The organism is Arcticibacterium sp. SM2516 (assembly GCF_057914865.1).
On sequence record NZ_CP195290.1, the window covers coordinates 2,920,604 to 2,942,442 of the forward strand.

Below are 21,839 nucleotides of genomic sequence, written 5' to 3' on the forward strand. Positions count from 1 at the left end.
GGCAAAAAATAAAAATAATAGCAATGAAAAAACAATATTCTTACTTAGCAGGATTAACATTTTTAGTTCTAATCAATTTTGGATGTACTGAGGTAAAAGAGGGCTCTGAAGAACTTCCAGACCAAGTAGCTGCTGTTATGGAGCCTGATATGATGGCTATCAAAGCTGAAATTCAAGCGAAAGAAACCGCTTTTGCAGAAGCTCAAACAGCAGGTGATGTGGATGCCATTTTAGCTTTCTATGCTGATGATGCCATAACAATGGGAAATGACCAGCCTTCTATCAGCGGGGAAGAAGCTATGCGAAAAGATGTGGAGGCTAGCGTTGCCAAAAACACAGAAAACAGTGTAACCACATTTGATGTTGCAGAGGTATTTGGTTCTGAAAACCAAGTGACTGAGATTGGAATTACTACGGTAAAAGATGCTAATGGGAAGGTACTTCGTACTGGTAAATACATGGCGATTTGGGAAAAACGCGATGGTGATTATATATGCATTAGAGACATCTACAATAACGATGCTCCTAAGAAATAGTTGACTGTTTGAACTTTAAAACAGTAATCATAAAGAATTATAGATAAAACTTTTAACCTAAAAAGTGCGGCGTCAGCACTATAAAAATGATAAAACGACCATGAGAAAAATTACCCTATGCTTATTGATGATGTTACCTTTCATCGGCTTTGGCCAAAAAAAAGAAAACGGTAAAATCTATATTGAACACCCAGCTATCAATGTGGTGGATGCCTTTACCAAGGCAATGGTTAAAGGAGACACAACTGCGATGTCAAAACTTATGACGGATGATTTCGTAGCCTACAACCCAGTCACTTCAACTCAATTTGATAAAGGAATGACTAAATCACAATTTCTTAGGAACGCTAAGGCTTGGCATGATCAGCTAGACTATTATTCCATCAAAACAATGGAAGGTGCCTATCCAGATGCCTTTGAGTACTCTAAAGACCCAAGTGACAATAACGCCGTCACGGTAGAGTCTTGGGACATACTAAAGGGGGTGCATAAAATGACAGGCGTAAAAGCAGATATGTTACTGCATCGTTCATTTACACTAACTAAGGCTAATAAAATCAGGAGAGCTATGAGTTATGTAAATCCTGAGGTCGGTAATGAAATTGGTCAGGCGTTTTCTGTAAGAAAAAACGGCACTATTTATAACCAACATCCAAGTATTAATACCCTACGGTTAATGATAGCTGCAGTGGAAAATGGCGATTGGGATAAATATTACAGCTTTTTCGACGAAAAAGCTACTTTTAGAGATATCAATAGTGCAGATACTAAGTCGACAAATTTAGAAGAAGAAAAAGCTGCTGACAAAGCAATTTTAGAGATGTATGACATTGACGGTGTTGAGCAAACAGGCTATCCAGATTACATGCACTATGAAATGGGCGATTCTGGTGTACTTTATTCTTGGTGGGTTTTTCACCTTACAAGAAAGTCGGACAAAAAGAAGTTTAGCTTACCAATGCATTATCAGCATAATGTAAATAAAGAGGGAAAAATAGTACACATGATATCTTATTACAGTGCGGCATTATTGAAATAATACTTAACTAAAATTACCACGGAGTTTTTAAAGAGCAAGACAGAATTTATTTCTCTTTGCTAAACTCCGTGGTTATGTCAAACAAATGCAAATACGAACATTTACAAAGTTTAGATAAAGCCAAAAACTTAAAAATCGTACCATTAGACGTAGAAAACATAGCCGACTTTCGAGTTTCTTGCAAGGTTGTGAAGTGGTAGTTCATGGCGGAGCTCTTTCTGTAGTAGGAAGAGTAAATATCCAATCTGCCAAGGCAGGAATAGTTAATTCAGCAATCACAAAAGTTAATTTAAGACTCGAAAAAGTGTATGGTACGGAAGATTTAATAGGCGAAGATGGCGAATTGAGTCTTTTTGTAAGAGACTGGTGAGGAAAAGTTCATAAGCTTTTGGAAAAAAGAAGACAGGAAATAGAAATTATTTAGAGACATTTTCAATTCAAATCTGCCATTTGAATAATTTCAAACCTAATGCTAAATAGCCTTGAAGCTTCCAGAAAGCTTATGCTAAATTATAATTACGATTAGGCTATACAAGAACTTGGTGTTAAGTTTAACTTGGTTTATGCATTGGAGAATCGTAATGAGTTTTAAAATGGAATAAATCAGACATTTAAACGAGATTAGCATAGTGTTTACCCTGAGCTAATGTAGAAGGGTTCTGGTGATTGAGTTTAAATGGGTGTAGCCTGTGCTGATCTTGACGAAGTAAACTGATTTGAAGCCATTTAGCTACAGTCCCGATAAAATCGGGCGATTTTATAATGCATAAAGCGGGTTTAAGTAGGCAAAGGCTTTAACCGTATATAGTATAAAAGAAAAACAGGAAGGAAAACCATTTTAGACGAATAAATTAAACATTAAATACCATGATTAAATTAACTGTACTTTATGGACATCCAACAGACCCTGCTGCATTTGAAAAGTATTATGCTACTACGCATATGCCATTAGTCGGTAAGATAAAAGAAATTGAAAAAGCAGAAACAACCAAGTTTCTAGATGAAGCTGATGGTAGCAAACCAGCCTACTATCGTATGGCAGAATTATGGTTTGCCGACATAGCGTCATTACAGGCAGGCATGGGCTCAGCAGCCGGACAAGCCACAGCGGGCGATCTTGCTAATTTTGCTTCAGGTGGTGCAACTCTTTTAACAGGAACTATAGCATAGATAACTGGATTCTTGAATCCGTCAATGACCCGTCTTGAAACCTAAGAAGGGTCTTTTTTTGACCTAAATCTTATCCAAACGGTCATTAAAGTAACACCAATATTAAGTTTTCTTATTCCATATTACGGAATGATTAATTTATCATTAATAAATGTAACTTGTATATGATTCCAAATCCCCTATATCATGAACAAGTTTATCATCATACTTCTTTTAAGCTCCCTATTTGCCTGTCAAAAAAGCTCCTACAAACTCGAAAAAACAGCAAGCATCGACTTTCCACAATACAGCAAGTCTTTCAGCATAATAGAAAGGCAGGAAAGTAATAAAACGGAAGATAAATTAACTACCTCGATAAGAAAGCATCTCATAAAGTCCAAGTGGATTTATGATAACGAAAACCCAGATCTCTATGTAAATATATCCTACGACCACCGTTACGAAAGTGTACATTTGAGCATCTTAGAAGCCAATGGTTTAAGATGTATTTGGCAAGGTAAAGTAATAGCACTCCCACTTAGCACTCAGGACTTTCAAATGGATCGTATAGTCTACACTGCTTTTGGTAAATAAGACGCTCATTGTCAAATAAATTTATGAAAGCTTAAAATGCTCAGGCTTATGTTAATATCAGGCAACATAAACATAATATTTCCATAATCTGCTTCCAGAAAATCGGGGCAAATATTACCCTAAATTTGCTTGCAAGCCATAAGCATTGGTTCCACCTTTCTCTTATAATTATGGAAAAAGAAGCAACTATCTCTGCTTTAATCAGAGATATTTACGAACAACATGCCCACGGGGTATATTTTGGGGAAGAGATCACTCAGCTAGAACACGCCATACAGTCCTACCAACTTGCAAAAGGAAAAAATGCCGACCTTGAACTATGCATAGGGGCGTTTTTGCATGATATCGGCCATCTTATATCTGAAGACCATGAAGAACTAGGCGGAATAAGTCATGAAACAGAAGGCTCTGTTTGGTTAGAAAAACATGGATTTCCTCCAAGAATACTAGCCGTGGTGAGTGAGCACGTAAACGCCAAAAGATATCTTTGTTACAAGTATCCTTCTTATTATAATAAGCTGTCTGAAGCCAGCAAAGCCACCTTGATTTTACAGGGTGGAGCCATGAAAAAAAAAGAAGCGGAGATGTTTGAAATGAATCCTTTTTTTGACGACATCATATTGGTACGAGTATGGGACGAACAAGCCAAAGAAACAGCCATAGAACATATTAACCCGGAAGATATTTACATTCAAATAGACCAATTATTCTTACAAAATGAAAGGGAAGTTACTTCTTCTAGCACTTCTTCTTAGCCACAAACATTGCTTTTCATACCCCGGCTATAACAAAATACGGACGGGCTAGCCTGATAAAAAAGCAAGCTCAAATCCCTTAGCCATGGCAATAAAGTAAATGCTGTTGCTCTAACTGCATGGCGGTCATTGCCCCGATACGCCTGCAAATGGTGAAATAGATTTTGGGCATCAAAACGAGAGAGCTTCAACGATACCAAAATTTTTAGGAGAGGTATATAAAAATCGGCATGAAATTGGTAAACCTATTAAACTAATAGTAAACAATACGCAAATTTCGAAGGAAAAAAAGCCGAATTAGCATAAGCTAGTTTGGCTTTGTTTATTGTTTCCTTGGCATATGTATTAGAAAATAGCAAAGCGATTAAATGCTTTGTTTTTCCATGGCCTCTGTTGGGTTCATCATATAGGTCAACACTGCTCCATCTTTTAGAATCTCTACCACTCTGAAACCATGATAAGCGGTACCCCAACTACCACCAATGTGCGAGTCGAAGATGAAAGGTAGGTCGTTATGCATTTTCACATCATCCAGTTTATGATCATGTCCATGAAATACTGCTCTTACGTTTGGATACTCTCTTAAAAGGACAAAAAAACCAGGGTTTTCAATGCCATTTTCCGTCCATTTAGCTTGTGGAATATGGATAAAAACAAATACACTTTTGCTCTTTTTAAATGCCTCAAACTGCTGTCTCAACCAGTCCAAATCTGGCGAAAGATAGGTACCATCAATGTCTGAGGTAGTGGCTAGAATAAATGCACTCTTATCTTGTTCAAAAGCCAAATTAACAGGCATATCCCAAACCATTTGCCAATCTTCATCTGAAACTTTATCATGATTTCCTTTGGTGACATAATACGGCATCTCTAGACCATCAAGTTTACTTTTAACCTGAGGCATTAAATGCGACTCGTCATGAATAAGGTCGCCATTTAAAACACAAAAATTGCAAGGCATTTGAGAATGAAACAGATTGGCCTTCTCTAAGAAAGTTTCTGTCATCTGCTCAAACTTTGTGTTTGGCTGTCCGTAATGAGCATCGGAAGCTACAATAAACCGTATTTTTACTTTAGCCTCTGAGCTTTTGATGAGCTCTTGTGCAGATAAAGATTTCAAACCACCTGCTCCTAAGAAGACAGTGGCCATAGATGCATTCATTAAAAAATCTCTTCTAGATGTTTTCATGTGTGTTGTAGATTGAATCTTAACAAAAATATTCAAATCATTCCATATTTCGGTGCAAAAAGATGTTAAGAATTTGCAGTTTTTAAAGAACCTCCATAAGGGGAAAACTAATTTTGAAATTCAATCTTTTAAAATATCATTCGGAAACTTACCATATGGACTTTATACCCGATTCAAATCAAGATTTTCTGATTGGAAGAGAGCGAAAAAATTCATCTATCATAACTGAGGTTTTTATTACTCCAACGCTAAAAATAACACCATATAGTATCAATTTTAAACCTTAATATTGCATCCAATTTTAGCATAAAAAAACAAGCAAAAAAACATGGGACTTCTAAATAAATTAATGGGTAATGCCAGCGAAACCTCCTCAGAAAAACTAAATGAGAAGTATGGCAAATTATTGGCAGAAACAGAAGTTATAGAACTTGGCTTCAAGCTCCTTCGAGACACCTTCATGTTTACCAACAAACGCCTTATCATTATAGAAATTCAAGGCCTCACTGGAAGTAAAGCAGAATACAGATCATTACCTTACAAAAGTATCACTAGGTTTTCTATCGAAACTCCAGGTACATTTGATTTAGATGCCGAACTTAAAATTTGGATTTCGAGTGAAAGCACACCTTCGGTGAGCAAGCGATTTAACAAAAACATTGATGTTTACGAAGTCCAAAAATACCTTGCGGGCAAAGTGATGTAGTATCCTTTTTTTAATTCAACTAAAACCTCCTTCAAATTCATCATTTGATAACAATGCCCTAACAGCAGATTTATCTTTGATTTCTTAATTGCTCCATGAATATAACGGAGCATTTAAGTAAAAATAAAGGTATGTTTTTACTGTGGGCCACTTTGGCCACATTTGGAGCTTACTTCTGTACTTATGCCTTCAGAAAGCCCTATACCACAGGGACTTTTGAGGGCATTTTCATAGGTCAGATAAGTTATAAGACGGTCATTATCACAGCCCAAGTCATTGGCTATATGCTCTCTAAATTTATCGGCATTAAAATCATATCTGAGCTTAATCCCAAAAACAGAATTTTGCTTATCCTAGCTCTTATTGGCATAGCCATGCTGTCATTGGTATTGTTTGCCACCGTAAAAGCTCCATATAATATTATTTTCATGTTCATGAACGGTCTACCATTAGGCATGGTTTGGGGCGTAATATTCAGCTTTTTAGAAGGTCGAAGGTTTACCGAGTTATTAGGAATGGCTCTTAGCATCAACATGATTATCACCTCTGGAATATTAAAGACGGTTTACTTGCAACTCCAAGGACACTATCACTTTTCAGACTTTCAAATGCCCATCATAATGGGTTGCGTTTTCTTTCCTTTCTTTCTGCTTTCGGTGTGGATGCTTTCTAAGCTCCCGGCACCCAGCGAGCAAGAAAAGCATCAAAAGATGCATAGAAAAGCCATGACCAAAGTGGAAAAACGGGCCATTTGGCAGAACTTAGCTCCAGGGCTTATGATGATCATTTTGAGCTATGCTCTCTTCACAACTTTAAGAGATTTTAGAGATAATTTTGCGGTAGAAATCTGGAAAACCATTGACCCAAATGCCAATACTAGCGTTTTTGCCACTACGGAATCCATTATTGGCGTTATTGTCATGGCCTTAATTGCACTTTTAGTACTTATAAAAAGTAACAAATTGGCTTACAAAGCCATCAACTGGTCTATGATACTTTCTATGACGGCATTACTTATTTCTACCCTGCTTTATAGGCAAGAACGCATATCTGCCTTTACATGGCTTATCATCCAAGGAATCAGCTTTTATTTACCTTACCTTTTAGTCCAAATAGCGTTTTTTGAAAGACTTATCCCTGTATTGAAAATCAAATCGAATGCTGGATATTTTGTTTACCTCTGCGACTCCATAGGTTATCTAGGAAGCGTATTACTCTTGTTCTACAAAGAGTTTTACGCATCTAAGATCAACTATGCTGAAATGCTAACCAACTTCAGTGAAGGTACAGCCACGGTTGGTTTGGTTTTGATAGCCGGGCAATTTCTATTCTTTACCTATTTCATAAATAGTCGCCAGAAAATATCAACGTTGGTACAGGTTCCTAATTGATGCCTCTGCATAACCAGCGGATGAAGTCATTCCCTTTCCCCCTATTCCTGTAATTATTCTGATGTGCCTGTCTACATCATGCACAAAAATATCATCTTCGTGCTGACCATAAAAACCAGCCCATCTTTCTGCAATACAGTCTTCTGGCAGGTCAATAATCCTGTGAGCTTCGGCCATAATTAAAGCATCTATTTCTGCTTTACTTTCTAAACCCAATTCCTCTATTCCATTGATTCCAGCATATTCGTGAGAGTCGCCTATAATAATGGAGCCATCGTCTGACTGTTTAAAAAGAATATGTATCCCTTGTTCTTTTAAAGCGATGTACTTCTCTGGCGTTTCTAATTTATCAAAAGCAGCACATTCTGTGAATGATTCATACCTTCTAATGGTCAAGCCCGTTAAAATGTTAGCCTTTAAATTAACATGATTTAATGGTTTAGTTTTAAGCATCTGAAGCTTACTTACTTGAATACTACTTTCCGCAAAAACCCCAGGATAAAGCGTTTCAAAAGAATACCCACAACATATTATGACCTGCTCCGACTCATAACTTTGACCACCTTCTGTCACCACCTCACAGCCGTTTAGTCTTTCTGTACATTCCACCGCCAGCTGATTAAACCTTACGTGCACCATGCCCGCCTCATTCAGATAATCGCTCAATCTATTCACCATCTGCCGTGGATCTACACTGAGCTCTTGAGGGTAAAACAAACCACATTTGATATAATCCTTTTTGATATCTGGAAAACGCTCCATCATACCTTTCTTAGAAAACATGATACACTCATATCCCCTATCCATGTGTAGCTCTCTGAGCTCTTCCAGAAGTTCCTGTTCTGTGGCATCAGAAGCTATATAAACACTTCCATTTTGTCTCACGGTAAAGTCAGCTTTTTCCTGCAATGTCATAAACTGAGCTAAACTTCGACGCCCATAAGCATGCCATTCAGACGATAAACCAGAGGGTACTACTTGACCAAAGTTTTGGGTACTGGAGCCCTCCTGCTTAGCATCCTTATCAAGTAAAAGAACATTTTTACCAAGCTTGGAAGCGTGATAGGCATGAAAAGTCCCCAGCACTCCAGCACCAATAATTATCAAGTCGTATTTCATATAATTTCTTATTAAAAAGTAATAAAATACCTTCTTTCTTTTTGAATATCCAGATTCAAAATCTTAGGTAAATCGGCCAAGTTGTTTAATAGTCCGTCGTTTTTATAAGCAACCAGCTGTTTATAATCATGGGAGCCATTGGTTACCGCTAGGCTTTTCCAAACTTTGGCATTATAGCCTTCTTCTAGATCTACCGGTGTATCTCCCACTTTCACCACTTTGGAAGCATCGGAAATATTTAGTAATTGTATGGCACGCTCTATCATAAACGGCTGCGGCCTGCCACCCTCCACCTCTGAAGGCGTAATGGAAATATCAATAGGTGTTAAGCCACCCACTTTCACAAAATCTTCATCAAGCCCATTTAACCAGCCCAATTTTTCCAGAATGATATTGGTTACTTTTCTGTAGAAACCAGTGGTTAAAGCTATTTTGATATTATTCTTTTTTAGAAGGTCAAAAACCTCTAAACAATGTTCTGTAGGTAAAATTTCAGATTCCATGTAGTGGTTTTCCAAAATCTCGCAAAAGGTGCTATACGACAAATCAACATAGTCTTGTAAATCTGATGGGTCTGTCAAAGTCTCAGACCACAGTAGCTGAAAAACCTCTCTTTTGGCGTAGCCTTGTAGCTCCAAAATTCTTGAAGAATTTACGTTTAACCCAGTAATTTCACAGGCTTCTGCAAAACATGTTTCTACCTCCCTTTTATCTCTAACGGTGGTTCCCGCCATATCAAACACTACCAAGTCTATGTCTATCATGAGCTTTATTGTTTCAACAATATTATCCAAGAATAACGAGACTAAAAGGACTTTGAAGGTTAACTAATTGTTAGGTTTTAATTTAATTTAAACTTCATTCGACCTTAACATTGACTTTATGTAAAAGTTCGACATTTGCTGCCGAAATCGTATTTTTACTTATAGTTTAACGAAGTGTAATCTTTAAAAACGGAGGAATAATCTTCCGTTTTTTTTATAAGGAAGATCTATTAGAAGCTAAAAATAAATGGATGGCTCATACAACCAAAAAAGCTCAGCAACAGTTTAGCCTTCATCAAACAATATTAAAAAATATCACAATGAAAATTATCCTAAATCTTCTAGCAACTGTTTATACGCTGAGTATACTCTCTTCGTGTGAGAAGAGTGACATCAAATTTGAAAGTGACTTTCAGAAAAGCCAAAAAGCATGGACAAGCTTCAAAAACACCTCTAATAATTCTTATCAATACACAGTAGTAGGAGGCTCTTGGGTAGGTTTCGGTTTAGAGACGAAACTGACCGTTAAAAATGGAATAGTAATTGAAAGGTATTATAAATACACGCCAGCTCCTGACTCAGAAGAGGCTGTAAAAGAATGGACTGAAGACCAAGGCAACTTAAACAGTCATGAAAACTCTGGTGCGGCTGCCGCCATCACACTGGATAAAGTGTACGAAAAAGCGGAGCAAGATTGGTTATTAAAAAGGAAAGATGCCAAAACATACTTTGAGGTCAATGAAGAAGGTCTTATCTCCTTGTCTGGCTATGTACCAAACAACTGTGCAGATGATTGTTTTATGGGTATAAGCATCTCTAAAATCATAAGGTTAAATTCTTCCTTTCTATAAGGAGCTAAAATGAGAAAGCCGTTCAAGCTCAAATTATTCCTTAAAAAATATTAATTTCAATGCTTAAACTCATTGAAATGAACAATAGACGAAATTTTATTAAAAACTTAGGTGCGGCTTCCCTAACTGCGGCCATTCCATTAAGTACCGTTTCCGCCAAAACAAGCGAACCAGACTTAGAAAATAGTGTAAAAGTCGGCCTTATAGGCGTAAACAGTATGGGCTGGGCTGATCTTAAATCATTTTTAAAAAATGCTGATACCGCTTGCATTGCTTTGTGCGATGTAGATGCGGTACTCCTGAAAAGAAGAGCCGACGAATTAGAAGCTCAAACGGGTTTAAGGCCTCAAACTTATAATGACCATAGAGCGTTTCTTAAAGCCTCAGGTCTAGAAGCCGTAATTATAGGTACGCCAGACCATTGGCATCACATCATGATGACCGACGCCTGTGCCGCAGGCAAAGATGTTTACGTAGAAAAACCCATTGCCAACAGCATTCACGAAGCTGACCTCATGGTAAAAGCAGCTAGGAAATATAAACGTGTGGTACAAGTTGGTCAGTGGCAGCGAAGCGACCCACACTGGCACTCGGCATTTGCCTACCTTGAGACAGGAGCTTTAGGAAAAATAAGACAAGTTAAAGCATGGGCAGATGTGAGCTACGGAAGAGGTTTTGATGTAGTGCCCGATAGTACTGCTCCAGAAGGCGTAGACTACGATAGATGGCTAGGCCCTGCACCAAAAAGACCTTTTAATAAAAATCGTTTTCATGGCTCTTTTCGCTATTTCTGGGATTATGCCGGAGGCTTAATGACAGATTGGGGAGTACATATGCTTGACATGGTTTTGGCGGGTATGAATGCCACCGCTCCAAAATCTGTGATGGCCATAGGCGGAAAATTAGCTTTCCCTAACGACGCCTCTGAAACGCCAGATACACTCACCACGGTCTATGACTTTGGAAACTTCAGTTTTATTTGGGAGCAATTTATGGCTATGGGAATATCTCCGTATTTAGAAGACATGGGAAAACCCGGTGTGGCGTTTATTGGAGAGAATGGAATTTTAGCTATCAATAGAGATACTTGGAAAGTTATACCGCTAGAAGAGAATGGTAAGTATATGACGGAGGCCATACCCCCACAGAAAAGCCGTAGTAATGGATTAGATGCACACACCAAAAACTTTCTGGAATGTATTAAATCTAGAAAAGACCCGAACTGTACCATAGAAATGGGGAGAAATGCCGCTTTGGTAGCTCATCTGGGTAATATAGCTTACAGAACAGGCAAAAAGCTTGAATGGAATGACGACAAGAGTATGATCAGAAATGAAACAGCAGCCAATAAGTACTTAAAACCAACTTATAGAAGCCCATGGCAGCTGTGGGAAGGATAAGTTTATGTCGCAATGAACCAGTCACTTACGTGGGTGACTGGTTTTCTTATGCTTTAAACTTCCATGAACTGGTAACTGCTTATAAGCCCATTTAACAAGCTTCCATAAAATTATTTCACAAAAGTGAACGAACATTCACTTTTGTGGGTTTATTAGAAAGATGACGTCTCTAGAAGAGTTTTAGCATCTGATTTATTCTTAAAATAAAAAGACAAAAGCAAAAGATTAAAATGGCCAAGCTTCAGAAAAGCATTGACAAACGCACCGCCCTATTAAAGTCCACACTTGGACTTATAAATGATGGCGGAGTGCAAGAAGCGTGCATGTCTAAAGTGGCCAAACTTGCAAACGTTTCACCTGCTACTATTTATCTGTATTTTGAAAACAAGCAAGACCTTGTTAACCAGTTATATCTGGAAACAAGAGACTTCTTCAGTAAAAATGCATTTAAAGGTTTTGATGAAAATCAGCCTGTAAAGAAGAGTTTCGAGCTTATTTGGCATAATATTGCTGAATTTAGAATGAAATTCTATGAAGAGGCCTCATTTCTAGCCCAATGTGATAATACACCAATAGTGAATGAAAACAGATGCAAAAAAGAACTTCATCATCTTAAACCTTTGATAGATTTATGGGAAAGAGGACAGAAAGAGGGTATTATAAAGGAGATTTCTCCTTACCTACTTTATGCCTACACCATTTATCCCATGTCTTTTATTTTTACAAGAGAAAATCCTAGACCTGAACCTCAAATACTAGAGGAAGCTTTTAGTGCTTCTTGGGACGCCATTAAACTTTAGAAATATTTTTTTCATTAAAAAAAGAATGAACATTCATTAATTATGGAATTGTTAGAGAAATTGAACTGGCGTTATGCCACTAAAGCTATGAACGGAGAAAAGGTAGCTCAAGAAAAAATTGACAAGATTTTAAAAGCTATATCTTTAGCCCCTACCTCTAGCGGCTTACAACCTTTTGAGGTTATCGTAGTGACAAACCAGGAGATAAAGGAAAAAATCAAACCCATCGCATGGAATCAGTCTGTCATTACCGACTGTTCACACTTATTGGTTTTCGCAGCTTGGGACACCTATACTGCAGATCGTATCAATAAAGTTTTTGATCATACCAACGATGTAAGAGGATTCACAAATGAGGGGTGGGAAAACTATAGACAAATGCTGCTTGGGTCCTATCCTCAAAAAGATGCGGAAGTAAACTTCCAGCATGCGGCCAGACAAGCATACATTGCTTTTTCTCAGGCTATTGCTGCAGCGGCATTTGAAGGTGTAGACAGTACTCCAATGGAAGGTTTCGACTCCGCTGCTCTTGACGAAATTTTAGGCCTAAAAGAAAAAGGTCTAAGAAGTTGTGTCGTATTACCATTAGGTATAAGAGATGCAGAGAAAGACTGGTTGGTTAATTTGCCAAAGGTTAGAAAAAGCATGGACGAGCTAGTGACTGTAGTCGCATAAGTCACTTCTTCATTTGAATTGACTTTACACTTCAATACAAAAAATCAACAAACCCCTTTTTTAAATTGGACCAGCGTTCGTTTCACGAACGCTGGTTTCTTTTTTAAACACTTTTTTAAAGAAAAATAATTAAGTGTTATTTCTAGCGTTAGCATATCAATAAGCACAATAGTAACATGAAAATTTCCATCGTTATTTTATTTTCTATTATAGTATCGGCATGCCAAAACGCTGAAAAGTCCAAAAGCACTACAAGAGAATACTGTTACAGACAAGAATACCCATTTCCTGATAATCCAGAGAAGAAGGATGTGCAAGAACTCCGTTTTACAGAAAATGCTCAAGGCCAAATAACGGGTGAATTTAATTGGCTACCAGCAGAAAAAGACCAAAGGAAAGGAAGTATTATGGGTCGTAAGAAAAGTACCACTATTAAAGGAAGATATGCCTATATTCAAGAAGGTCTAGAAAGTGTGGTTGACCTCACAATAAGCCTTAAAGACAATAAAGCCATAATTTCTGGCGGAGAACCAAACCTAGGTCTTGAAACAATCATCCCTAAAATAGACTGCCAAAACTGGTGAGAAGGCGTAAAAAAAGAACCCCAAATCATAGATTTGAGGTCTTTTACTTTTTATGGTTACATCGTTCTTTTATAATTCTCCTTTTTTTAGCTGATTCACAGCATAGTTAGCCGCACGTGCCGTAAGAGCCATATAGGTCAATGATGGATTCTGTGTAGAATTTGACGTCATACAAGCTCCGTCCGTTACAAATACGTTTTTGCAGTGATGCAGTTGGTTCCATTTATTGAGTAAGGAATTTTTCGGGTCATTACCCATCACTACACCACCCATTTCATGAATATCTAGGCCAGGATTCCAAGTACTTTTCCTATGAGCCTTTATATTTTGAAAGCCGGCTACAGTCATCATTTCTGTCATTTGCTCTTCATAATCTTGGGCCATCTTTCTATCGTTATCATCCATGGTTACATTTAACCTTACCAAAGGCACGCCCCAAGCATCCGTCTGGCTCTCGTCCAATCTCATAAAATTGGTAATTTTCGGTATAGTCTCACCCATAAAATGAGAGCCAATCCTCCAGTTTCCGTATTCCTTTTTAGTCAGGTTATGCTTTAAATCCATACCTATTCCCGTGCTATCTGTCAAAGGAGATCTATTAGCAGAAAAACCAGCCGCATAGCCACGCAAGAAGTTAGTTTCCTGCTCCTTTACATTCCTAAACCTTGGAATATAGCTTCCATTAGGTCTAATACCCGCCGTTTTACTATCCAGCATTCCGTCATACTCCGCAGACATCCCCGTAATAAAACTATGGAAATGAATGTATTTACCCATCTGCTCATTATCATTTCCAAGACCATTAGGGAAACGATTAGATTTAGAATTCAACAGGATAAGGTTCGTGTTAATGGTAGAAGCATTCACAAATATCACTTTGGCATAAAACTTCTTCTCTTTTTTCGTATTGGTATCTATCACATTTACACCAGATGCTTTCCCTGTTTTCTCATCATATATAATAGAATGCACCACAGAATCTGGTCTCATGGTAAGGTTTCCTGACTTAGCAGCCCAAGGAAGCGTAGAAGCATTACTACTAAAATACCCTCCATATGGACAGCCACGTTGGCATAAATCTCTATGCTGACACTGGGCACGTCCTTGCTCATAATGAATAGGCTGCGGGTCAGTTAAATGTGCACACCTTCCAATAATTACCGGTCTTTTACCCTGATAATGCTCTTTCATTTTTTGCGTAAAATGCTTTTCTACGCAGGTCTGTTCATGCGGCTTTAAAAACTCTCCGTCTGGCAGAGATTCCAAACCATCTTTATTCCCACTAATTCCCGCAAATATCTCCACATGGCTATACCAAGGAGCTATATCGTCGTATCCAATAGGCCAGTGCACATCAAAACCATCTCTTTCTGGTCCTTTAAAATCATATTTACTCCACCGCTGTGTTCCTCGAGCCCAAAGTAAAGACTTCCCTCCTACTTGATACCCTCTTATCCAGTCAAAAGGCTTCTCTTGTATATATGGATGCTCTTTATCTTTTACAACAAAATGAGCCGCATCTTCATTAAATATATAGCACTTGCTAGCTATTGGATTTTCATCTTTCAGTTTCTTAGAAATTTGCCCCAGATGGTCAAACTCCCACGGTTCCATCATGGTCGTAGGGTAGTCCACAATATGTTTAACATCTTTTCCTCGCTCTAAAACCAAAGTTTTAAGACCATGATCACAAAATTCCTTGGCTGCCCAACCGCCACTAATACCCGAGCCAATCACGATGACATCAAAAGTATTCTTCTTAATGGCTTTATTATTTATATAAGTCATTTTAAAAATTCAAGTTTTAAGCAATAGCTAAAAGCTAATGCTTTTTAAGAAAATCAAACAGGTACACAGCCATGAAAAAAAGCTGGAGCCATTTCGTAATCTCTATAGTTTTTTAAATAGTACTCCGATGTAGTATAAGACTTCACGGTTAATTTTTTAACAAAAGCGAAAAACCTTTTGTCAGCGGTTTCTGAGCTATTTTCTAAACCTCCAAACACGTCAGTCCTTTGTGACAAATCAAGCTCCGAAAACACTTTACCGAACTTCTGTTCAGCCTTCTTATTAAGTTTTTCTAAACCTGCGGTAAACATCTTTTTAACCTCTGGCACATAACAGTCATTCACCATTCTTTCAATATATAAGTTGGCACCAATTTCCTTGGCTCCGGGTGTAGCAGACTCAGGAATAATACACTCCACCAACGAAGAAAGAAGCACTTCGTTATCACAAGCCAATGAACGAAAATCTTCCTTTTTCCAGGCGAATGCCCAAGACGGAAGAGCCACCATAGCTCCTAAGCCCATACCGAGCTTCTGAATAGCCTTTCTACGTTCCATAATTAATATTTTTTATTAGCCTTCTCAAAATTATTGAATAAATTATAAAATTCAAGTTCGCCATTGCTGTAAAGCCGCTATAAGGTTGTATTAAAAGGCGAAACCCTATTCTTTATCTATTTTAATATAACAGTAACACGAAAAAACAATCAATAAATTACCTAAAAAGGTATTTTTGCCATTCTATACTAAAAGCATGAAATGAAAATCAAAAGTCTCTATATACTCTTATTTTTTATCCACCACTGCGGTTTTGCTCAAGAAAAACCAGCTGTCCTTTTAGTTTCATTTGATGGCTTTAGACATGATTATGTAGAGCGTTTTGACGCAAAAAACTTCAAAGCGTTTATATCCAAAGGGGCAGCAGCCGAAAGCCTCACTCCGAGTTTCCCGAGCAAAACCTTTCCAAACCACTATAGTATTATCACGGGTTTATATCCTGGAAATCATGGCTTGGTGGCCAACACTTTTTATGACCCCACAAGGCAGGAACTATATAAAATTTCAAATAGAAAGCTGGTAGAAGACCCTTACTATTACGGCGGAACGCCACTTTGGCAATTGACCCAGAAAAACGGATTTAAAGCAGCTTCTTTTTTTTGGGTGGGCTCAGAAAGTCCTATTCAAGGAAGTTTCCCTGATTATTACTACATCTATGATGGAAGTGTGAGTAATGAAGCCCGAGTAGACCAAGTGGTAAAATGGTTTCAACTTCCAGAAAAAGATAGACCCAGATTTACTTCACTCTATTTTTCTCTAGTAGACAGTCAAGGCCATACCACAGGACCAAACTCTGAAGAATTAGAACAGAGCGTGCTAGATGCTGACAAAATTTTAGGTTACCTCATGCAGGAAATGAAAAATGTTAAAATTCCAGTAAACATTATCATAGTGTCTGACCATGGCATGAAAGAGGTGAATACCAATAATAGTATTGATTTCAATCAAATAGTAGATAGATTACCACCTGATGCGACCGTGGTTTCCGATAAAATTATCTCCATGGTTTTCTTGCAAAAAAAAGACCTTGACCTTACCTATGATCTACTAAAAGGTCTTCAAAATAATTTCAGAGTCTATAAAAAAGGTAAAATGCCGAGGAAGTGGCATTACAATAAAAATAGCCGTATTGGAGATATTGTTTTAGTCGCTAATCCTGGATTTGCTTTTAGAACCCAAGAAGTTCCGAGAAAAGTAACTGGAGAACATGGTTACGACCCTTACACTACCCCAGAAATGCAGGGAATTCTTTACGCCCAAGGGCCAAATATTCAAGTTGGACTTAAAACCGGCCCAATTAGTAATATCCACATTTATCCCTTGGTCACTAAAATACTAGGATTCAAAAATCCATCGATTGATGGTAAGTATAGAAAAATAAAAGATTTCTATAAAAAATAACAATCGCCACTTCTATCTAAAGAAAAACTTTAACTTAAAAAAATAAGACTCAACCCTCTACTAAAGAGAAATTTAACAGAATATAATTAAACACTCCTACTATAGGAAAGTCTAACGTGCACGCTGGAATAAAGATCCATCAGGCAACATTCCCCCGTAAATACGAGTATATACTTACAATAAATCAAATTATTCGCTATGGCCTAAACTTCGACTCAATTAACTATTAAATAACCAATGAGAAAGTTTATTATAACCACGCTATTAGTAAGTTTACTATTTAGTGCATGGTCTTGTAAGGACAATGAATTAGTAACTCCAAGTACAGTTGTGAGCGTAACAGACGTCACAAACACTGGTACTACGAACGTTAATAATCTAACCAATAACTGGATTTATTCAGTGATGCAAGATGCCTACTATTGGACAGCAGAATTACCTGTTTTGTCAAAACTGGATCTGACCAGTTCACCCTTTGATTTCTTTGAGACTTTAATATATAATAGAGCGGTAAATGATAGGTTTTCTTCACTTACAGACGATTATGAAGCCCTTCAAAATGATTTCAATGGAGTTAGCAAAATTTTTGGGATAAGATATTCTCTGGCCTATTTAGATAATACACAAACCTCCCTAGGACTTTTTCTGAGTCAAATTTCTAAGGGTAGTGCTGCAGAAAGTGCTGGCATGCTGAGAGGTGATGTTATTATATCCATTGACAATCAAGCCATCACAGAAGCAAATTTCTCTTCCTTATTCAATTCTAGCGACACCCATAGTTTTGGACTGGGTAAGCTTGAAAATAGTACGTGGACAACAACCAAATCTATAAGTGTAACCCGTATTGTAACAGAAGAAAACCCTGTGGCACTCTCAAAAATCATTGAACTACCCGTATCAGGCAAGAAACTAGGATACTTAGTTTACACACAGTTTATACCTGGTACTTCTGATGCCTATGACAATGAATTGAGGTCTATTTTTGCAAACTTTAAAACCAATCAAGTCAGCGAGTTGGTACTAGATTTAAGGTTTAATGGAGGAGGATACATTAGCTCCGCAGAAGTGTTATCCTCTTTGATTGGGAAAAACACAAATAGTACAAATGTATTTTATAAGGAAAAATGGAATGCTTCCTACGAAAACTATTTGAGTGCAAGATATGGCACAAGCTATTTTGACCACAATTTCCTGAGTGAAGCCAACAATATTGGCAATCAGATTTCTAGAGTTTTCGTTTTAACCTCAAACAGCACCGCCTCTGCTAGTGAACTCGTAATTAACGGATTAAAACCTTACATGGAGGTTATTACTGTAGGAGAAAACACTTATGGAAAAAACCTTTTTGGCACTTTAGTGAATGATGACGTAAACAACAGCAATTATGGAATTTATGTTATGTTGGGCGAAACTGCCAACGCATTAGGACAATCTGACTACGGTACCGTAGATGGCATTGCACCCACGTATTTAGCAAAAGACGAGGTCATTCCATACTTACCTTTTGGTGATTTCAACGAAACCCTTTTTAGCCAGGTTCTAAATGTATTGGGCGAAAACACCACTGTGGCAAGTGCAAGAGTAAAAAACAAAACCACAATACAAAGAAAGAGCAATTTCGTAATGAAAGAAGCGACGGAATTGCCTATGGGCAAAATGATAAAAAACCTGCCTAACTAATCAAACAAGTATTTATTTTCTCTACCTATAACGGTCTTGCCTTCACACTGAAGTCAGGACCTCCTTTTTTTAGGACTTAGCTTTCCCTACTAAAAATCTTTTTATCTGCATAAAAAGTACCAAAAGGTATCAAAGAAGCCAATAAAGCCCAAAAAGTAATTTTCAGATTCCATTTTTTAGTATAAGCTACCCACAGCACCAACGCCACATAAAGCATGAATAATAAACCATGAGCCATACCGATAAAGTAATTGGGTTTGGGCAAATGATAAACATATTTCAAAGGCATAGTGATGCCAAAAAGAAGATAGGAACACCCTTCCATAAATCCAATAATTCTCAGCCAGCCCAGAGCCGAATTTGTCAATGCCATCATACGTTTTTATTTCTAGATATAGAATCATAAATTTCAGTTAAAAGGTTCAATGGCACTTGAATTTAGTAGCTTTGTCAATCCTAGTAGACCCGAAATAATTTTGACTATGATGGCATGGCAGTTCAAAAAATAGATATTGAAACGTTTTTAGAAAAGGCCAAAACACGCCCTATTTTGGATGTGAGAAGCCCTTCGGAATATACTCACGCTCATATTCCCGGAGCACTTAGTTTGCCGCTTTTTTCGGACGAACAGCGGAAAATAGTGGGCACAGCCTATAAGCAAGAAAGTAGAGAAAAAGCCATAAAAATTGGTCTCGATTATTTTGGACCACAAATGCGAACCATGGTAGAGGATGTAGAAGCACTTGACCAAAAAGAAGTCCTTTTGCATTGCTGGCGTGGAGGCATGCGAAGCGGAGCTGTGGCGTGGCTCCTAGACTTATATGGATTTAAGGTTTACAGTTTAGAAGGAGGTTATAAAGCCTATAGAAATTGGATTATTAACCATTTCGAAAAAACTTATCCTTTCAAAATTATAGGTGGCTACACGGGTAGTGCCAAAACCCTCTTACTTCATCATTTAAAAGAAGATGATCATGGCGTGGTAGACCTAGAAGGCTTAGCAAACCATAGAGGTTCTTCACTAGGGGGTATAGGACAAACGCCACAACCTAGCCAAGAAATGTTCGAAAACAAACTTGGAATGGTACTTTCTAAATTAACTGGTGCTGAAATGATTTTTATTGAAGACGAAAGTCAGCGGATAGGAAACATTCATTTACCACTGCCACTCTGGAACCAAATGAAAGGGAGTACCGTCTATTTCTTAAAGGTTCCTTTTGAAGAAAGGCTCAATTATCTAACCCCAGAATATGGTCAACTTCCTAAAGATGAGCTTAAAGAAGCTATTCTCAGGATTCAAAAAAGACTAGGCGGGTTAGAAACAAAAAATGCCATTGAATATCTCGATAATAATAACATAAAAGAATGCTTTAGAATACTCCTGAAGTATTATGACAGATGGTATTTAAAGGGCTCCAAAAACAAGAAATCTATTATTGAAATTGAAGCCGAAAATATCAACATTAAAACGAATCAAAACCTACTGATCCAAGAAATATGGAAGAAGAAATAAAACTCACACAATACTCTCATGGTGCCGGATGCGGCTGTAAAATATCTCCTGCAGTGCTAGATGTTATTTTAAAGGGCAATATCTCCATGCCAGATAATGATAAACTATTAGTAGGAAACCATAGCCGAGACGATGCAGCCGTTCTAGATTTAGGTAACGGCACTGCCCTTATCTCCACCACAGATTTTTTCATGCCGATAGTGGATGACCCCTATAATTTCGGCCGAATAGCTTCTGCCAACGCCATATCCGACGTTTATGCCATGGGTGGCAAACCGGTTTTGGCCATTGCTATTTTGGGCTGGCCCATCAATAAGCTTTCACCAGAAGTGGCTCAAAGAGTGATAGACGGCAGCAGAAGTATCTGTAAAGAAGCAGGTATTTCTCTTGGAGGTGGTCATAGTATAGATTCTCCAGAGCCTATTTTCGGACTGGCAGTAAACGGCATTGTAGAAGTTAAAAATATCAAACAGAACAACAAAGCACAAGCTGGTGATTTGCTTTTTTTAACCAAACCTATTGGTGTTGGTATATTAACTACAGCAGAGAAAAAAGCAATTCTGAAACCAGAGCATAAGAGTTTGGCGGCCAATCAAATGATGCAGCTGAATAAAATAGGCGAAGTTTTAGGCCAAATGGATTCCGTTTCCGCCATTACCGATGTCACTGGTTTCGGTCTTCTAGGGCATCTTACAGAAATGGCAGAGGGTAGCGGATTAAGTGCTGTGGTGACATTTGACAAAGTGCCGCTCATAACTCCAGAAATCATAGACTATATTAACGAAGGTGCAGTACCTGGCGGTACCAATAGAAATTGGGATAGTTATGGCTCCAAAATAGGACCTATTAGCCCACTACAAAAAGCCATCTTGGCAGACCCACAAACCAGCGGTGGACTCTTGGTGGCCGTTAATAAAGAATCTGTAGCCGATTTTCAAAAAGTTCTAAAAGCCAATGGACTAGAGAAGTTTACGGAGTCTATCGGATATTTGAAGGAACAAGGAGACATTATCATAGAAATTATCTAAACAAAAAAAGCGGCCTAAGCCGCTTTTTTTACTTCAAGACTAGAAGGGATTACCATTTGGCAACTTCCTCATTTATCTCGTCTTTCGTTTTTCCAAGTTTCACTTCTAGTCTACCTAAAAGTTCATCTTCTTTTCCTTCTTCGTAAGTTAAGTCGTCGTCTGTGAGTTCGCCGTACTGTTGTTTCAACTTACCTTTAACTACGTTCCAGTTTCCTCTGACCTTATTTTTAAAGCTATCCATTTTGTTTGTGTTTTGTTTTTAAAATAAACCTGTCACAAGCAATATTTAAAACCAGATTCCTCAAAAAACACAAATAACA

At 37.8% G+C, this 21,839-nt stretch carries 24 protein-coding genes; 17 read left to right on the top strand and 7 right to left on the bottom strand.

Annotated elements, in window-relative coordinates; translation table 11 throughout:
- Positions 1–23 precede the first annotated feature (23 nt).
- From ACSBFT_RS12010 to ACSBFT_RS12035, 6 genes are all read left to right on the top strand, one after another.
- Positions 24–536 (top strand): YybH family protein, encoded by a 513-nt coding sequence (locus ACSBFT_RS12010; RefSeq protein ID WP_463047184.1) that lies wholly within the window; start codon positions 24–26, stop codon positions 534–536.
- Between the two features lie 100 nt (positions 537–636).
- On the top strand, positions 637–1,575 hold the full coding sequence (locus ACSBFT_RS12015; RefSeq protein ID WP_489604812.1) for a nuclear transport factor 2-like protein: 939 nt from the start codon (positions 637–639) through the stop codon (positions 1,573–1,575).
- 178 nt (positions 1,576–1,753) lie between these two features.
- A complete protein-coding gene (locus ACSBFT_RS12020) occupies positions 1,754–1,945 on the top strand; it encodes a hypothetical protein (RefSeq protein ID WP_489604814.1) in 192 nt (63 codons plus the stop codon).
- Positions 1,946–2,442: 497 nt separating this feature from the next.
- Positions 2,443–2,745, top strand: a complete 303-nt coding sequence (locus ACSBFT_RS12025; protein WP_489604815.1) for an EthD family reductase — start codon at positions 2,443–2,445, stop codon at positions 2,743–2,745.
- Between the two features lie 186 nt (positions 2,746–2,931).
- Positions 2,932–3,318 (top strand): DUF4136 domain-containing protein, encoded by a 387-nt coding sequence (locus ACSBFT_RS12030; protein WP_489604816.1) that lies wholly within the window; start codon positions 2,932–2,934, stop codon positions 3,316–3,318.
- 170 nt (positions 3,319–3,488) lie between these two features.
- Positions 3,489–4,073 (top strand): HD domain-containing protein, encoded by a 585-nt coding sequence (locus ACSBFT_RS12035; RefSeq protein WP_463047190.1) that lies wholly within the window; start codon positions 3,489–3,491, stop codon positions 4,071–4,073.
- A gap of 364 nt (positions 4,074–4,437) precedes the next feature.
- Here the strand turns inward: ACSBFT_RS12035 and ACSBFT_RS12040 are convergent, their stop codons facing one another.
- Positions 4,438–5,262: a metallophosphoesterase family protein gene (locus ACSBFT_RS12040; protein ID WP_489604817.1), complete on the bottom strand. Its 825-nt coding sequence runs from the start codon at positions 5,260–5,262 to the stop codon at positions 4,438–4,440.
- A gap of 328 nt (positions 5,263–5,590) precedes the next feature.
- On the opposite strand from ACSBFT_RS12040, the gene ACSBFT_RS12045 reads away from it, so the two are divergent.
- Both ACSBFT_RS12045 and ACSBFT_RS12050 read left to right on the top strand, forming a co-directional pair.
- On the top strand, positions 5,591–5,968 hold the full coding sequence (locus ACSBFT_RS12045; RefSeq protein ID WP_463047192.1) for a PH domain-containing protein: 378 nt from the start codon (positions 5,591–5,593) through the stop codon (positions 5,966–5,968).
- Between the two features lie 95 nt (positions 5,969–6,063).
- A complete protein-coding gene (locus ACSBFT_RS12050; RefSeq protein WP_489604818.1) occupies positions 6,064–7,359 on the top strand; it encodes a DUF5690 family protein in 1,296 nt (431 codons plus the stop codon).
- Here the strand turns inward: ACSBFT_RS12050 and ACSBFT_RS12055 are convergent.
- Complete coding sequence (locus ACSBFT_RS12055; protein ID WP_489604819.1) at positions 7,333–8,478, bottom strand: TIGR03364 family FAD-dependent oxidoreductase; 1,146 nt, start codon at positions 8,476–8,478, stop codon at positions 7,333–7,335. The two genes, ACSBFT_RS12050 and ACSBFT_RS12055, sit on opposite strands and share 27 nt — an antisense overlap.
- 11 nt (positions 8,479–8,489) lie before the next feature.
- Positions 8,490–9,242 (bottom strand): HAD family hydrolase, encoded by a 753-nt coding sequence (locus tag ACSBFT_RS12060; protein WP_463047195.1) that lies wholly within the window; start codon positions 9,240–9,242, stop codon positions 8,490–8,492.
- Positions 9,243–9,562: 320 nt separating this feature from the next.
- Between ACSBFT_RS12060 and ACSBFT_RS12065 the strand changes: the two genes are divergently transcribed.
- The 5 genes from ACSBFT_RS12065 (at position 9,563) to ACSBFT_RS12085 (ending at position 13,552) form a co-directional block, all read left to right on the top strand.
- On the top strand, positions 9,563–10,093 hold the full coding sequence (locus tag ACSBFT_RS12065; protein ID WP_489604820.1) for a hypothetical protein: 531 nt from the start codon (positions 9,563–9,565) through the stop codon (positions 10,091–10,093).
- Positions 10,094–10,152: 59 nt separating this feature from the next.
- Positions 10,153–11,493, top strand: coding sequence for a Gfo/Idh/MocA family protein (locus tag ACSBFT_RS12070; protein WP_489604821.1), 1,341 nt, complete (start codon positions 10,153–10,155; stop codon positions 11,491–11,493).
- Positions 11,494–11,723: 230 nt separating this feature from the next.
- Positions 11,724–12,293 carry a TetR/AcrR family transcriptional regulator gene (locus ACSBFT_RS12075; RefSeq protein ID WP_463047198.1) on the top strand — a complete coding sequence of 190 codons (570 nt, stop codon included), beginning with the start codon at positions 11,724–11,726 and terminating at the stop codon, positions 12,291–12,293.
- A 42-nt stretch (positions 12,294–12,335) separates the two neighbouring features.
- Positions 12,336–12,968, top strand: coding sequence for a nitroreductase family protein (locus tag ACSBFT_RS12080; RefSeq protein WP_463047199.1), 633 nt, complete (start codon positions 12,336–12,338; stop codon positions 12,966–12,968).
- Between the two features lie 176 nt (positions 12,969–13,144).
- Positions 13,145–13,552, top strand: coding sequence for a hypothetical protein (locus tag ACSBFT_RS12085; protein ID WP_489604822.1), 408 nt, complete (start codon positions 13,145–13,147; stop codon positions 13,550–13,552).
- Between the two features lie 69 nt (positions 13,553–13,621).
- Here the strand turns inward: ACSBFT_RS12085 and ACSBFT_RS12090 are convergent, their stop codons facing one another.
- Both ACSBFT_RS12090 and ACSBFT_RS12095 read right to left on the bottom strand, forming a co-directional pair.
- Complete coding sequence (locus ACSBFT_RS12090) at positions 13,622–15,340, bottom strand: GMC oxidoreductase (RefSeq protein ID WP_489604823.1); 1,719 nt, start codon at positions 15,338–15,340, stop codon at positions 13,622–13,624.
- Positions 15,341–15,393: 53 nt separating this feature from the next.
- Positions 15,394–15,897 carry a gluconate 2-dehydrogenase subunit 3 family protein gene (locus ACSBFT_RS12095; protein ID WP_489604824.1) on the bottom strand — a complete coding sequence of 168 codons (504 nt, stop codon included), beginning with the start codon at positions 15,895–15,897 and terminating at the stop codon, positions 15,394–15,396.
- A 201-nt stretch (positions 15,898–16,098) separates the two neighbouring features.
- Between ACSBFT_RS12095 and ACSBFT_RS12100 the strand changes: the two genes are divergently transcribed.
- Both ACSBFT_RS12100 and ACSBFT_RS12105 read left to right on the top strand, forming a co-directional pair.
- Positions 16,099–17,298 (top strand): alkaline phosphatase family protein, encoded by a 1,200-nt coding sequence (locus ACSBFT_RS12100; RefSeq protein WP_489604825.1) that lies wholly within the window; start codon positions 16,099–16,101, stop codon positions 17,296–17,298.
- A 237-nt stretch (positions 17,299–17,535) separates the two neighbouring features.
- On the top strand, positions 17,536–18,978 hold the full coding sequence (locus ACSBFT_RS12105; protein WP_463047160.1) for a S41 family peptidase: 1,443 nt from the start codon (positions 17,536–17,538) through the stop codon (positions 18,976–18,978).
- 76 nt (positions 18,979–19,054) lie between these two features.
- On the opposite strand, the gene ACSBFT_RS12110 is transcribed toward ACSBFT_RS12105, so the two are convergent.
- A complete protein-coding gene (locus ACSBFT_RS12110; RefSeq protein WP_463047161.1) occupies positions 19,055–19,354 on the bottom strand; it encodes a DUF3817 domain-containing protein in 300 nt (99 codons plus the stop codon).
- Between the two features lie 114 nt (positions 19,355–19,468).
- Between ACSBFT_RS12110 and mnmH the strand changes: the two genes are divergently transcribed.
- Positions 19,469–20,491, top strand: coding sequence for a tRNA 2-selenouridine(34) synthase MnmH (gene mnmH / locus ACSBFT_RS12115; protein WP_463047162.1), 1,023 nt, complete (start codon positions 19,469–19,471; stop codon positions 20,489–20,491).
- A complete protein-coding gene (gene selD / locus ACSBFT_RS12120) occupies positions 20,476–21,519 on the top strand; it encodes a selenide, water dikinase SelD (protein WP_463047163.1) in 1,044 nt (347 codons plus the stop codon). The genes mnmH and selD overlap by 16 nt, the downstream gene beginning before the upstream one ends.
- Before the next feature lie 49 nt (positions 21,520–21,568).
- Here the strand turns inward: selD and ACSBFT_RS12125 are convergent, their stop codons facing one another.
- The gene (locus ACSBFT_RS12125) at positions 21,569–21,760 is read right to left on the bottom strand and encodes a CsbD family protein (RefSeq protein WP_463047164.1); all 192 of its coding nucleotides are present in this window, start codon (positions 21,758–21,760) and stop codon (positions 21,569–21,571) included.
- Positions 21,761–21,839 lie beyond the last annotated feature (79 nt).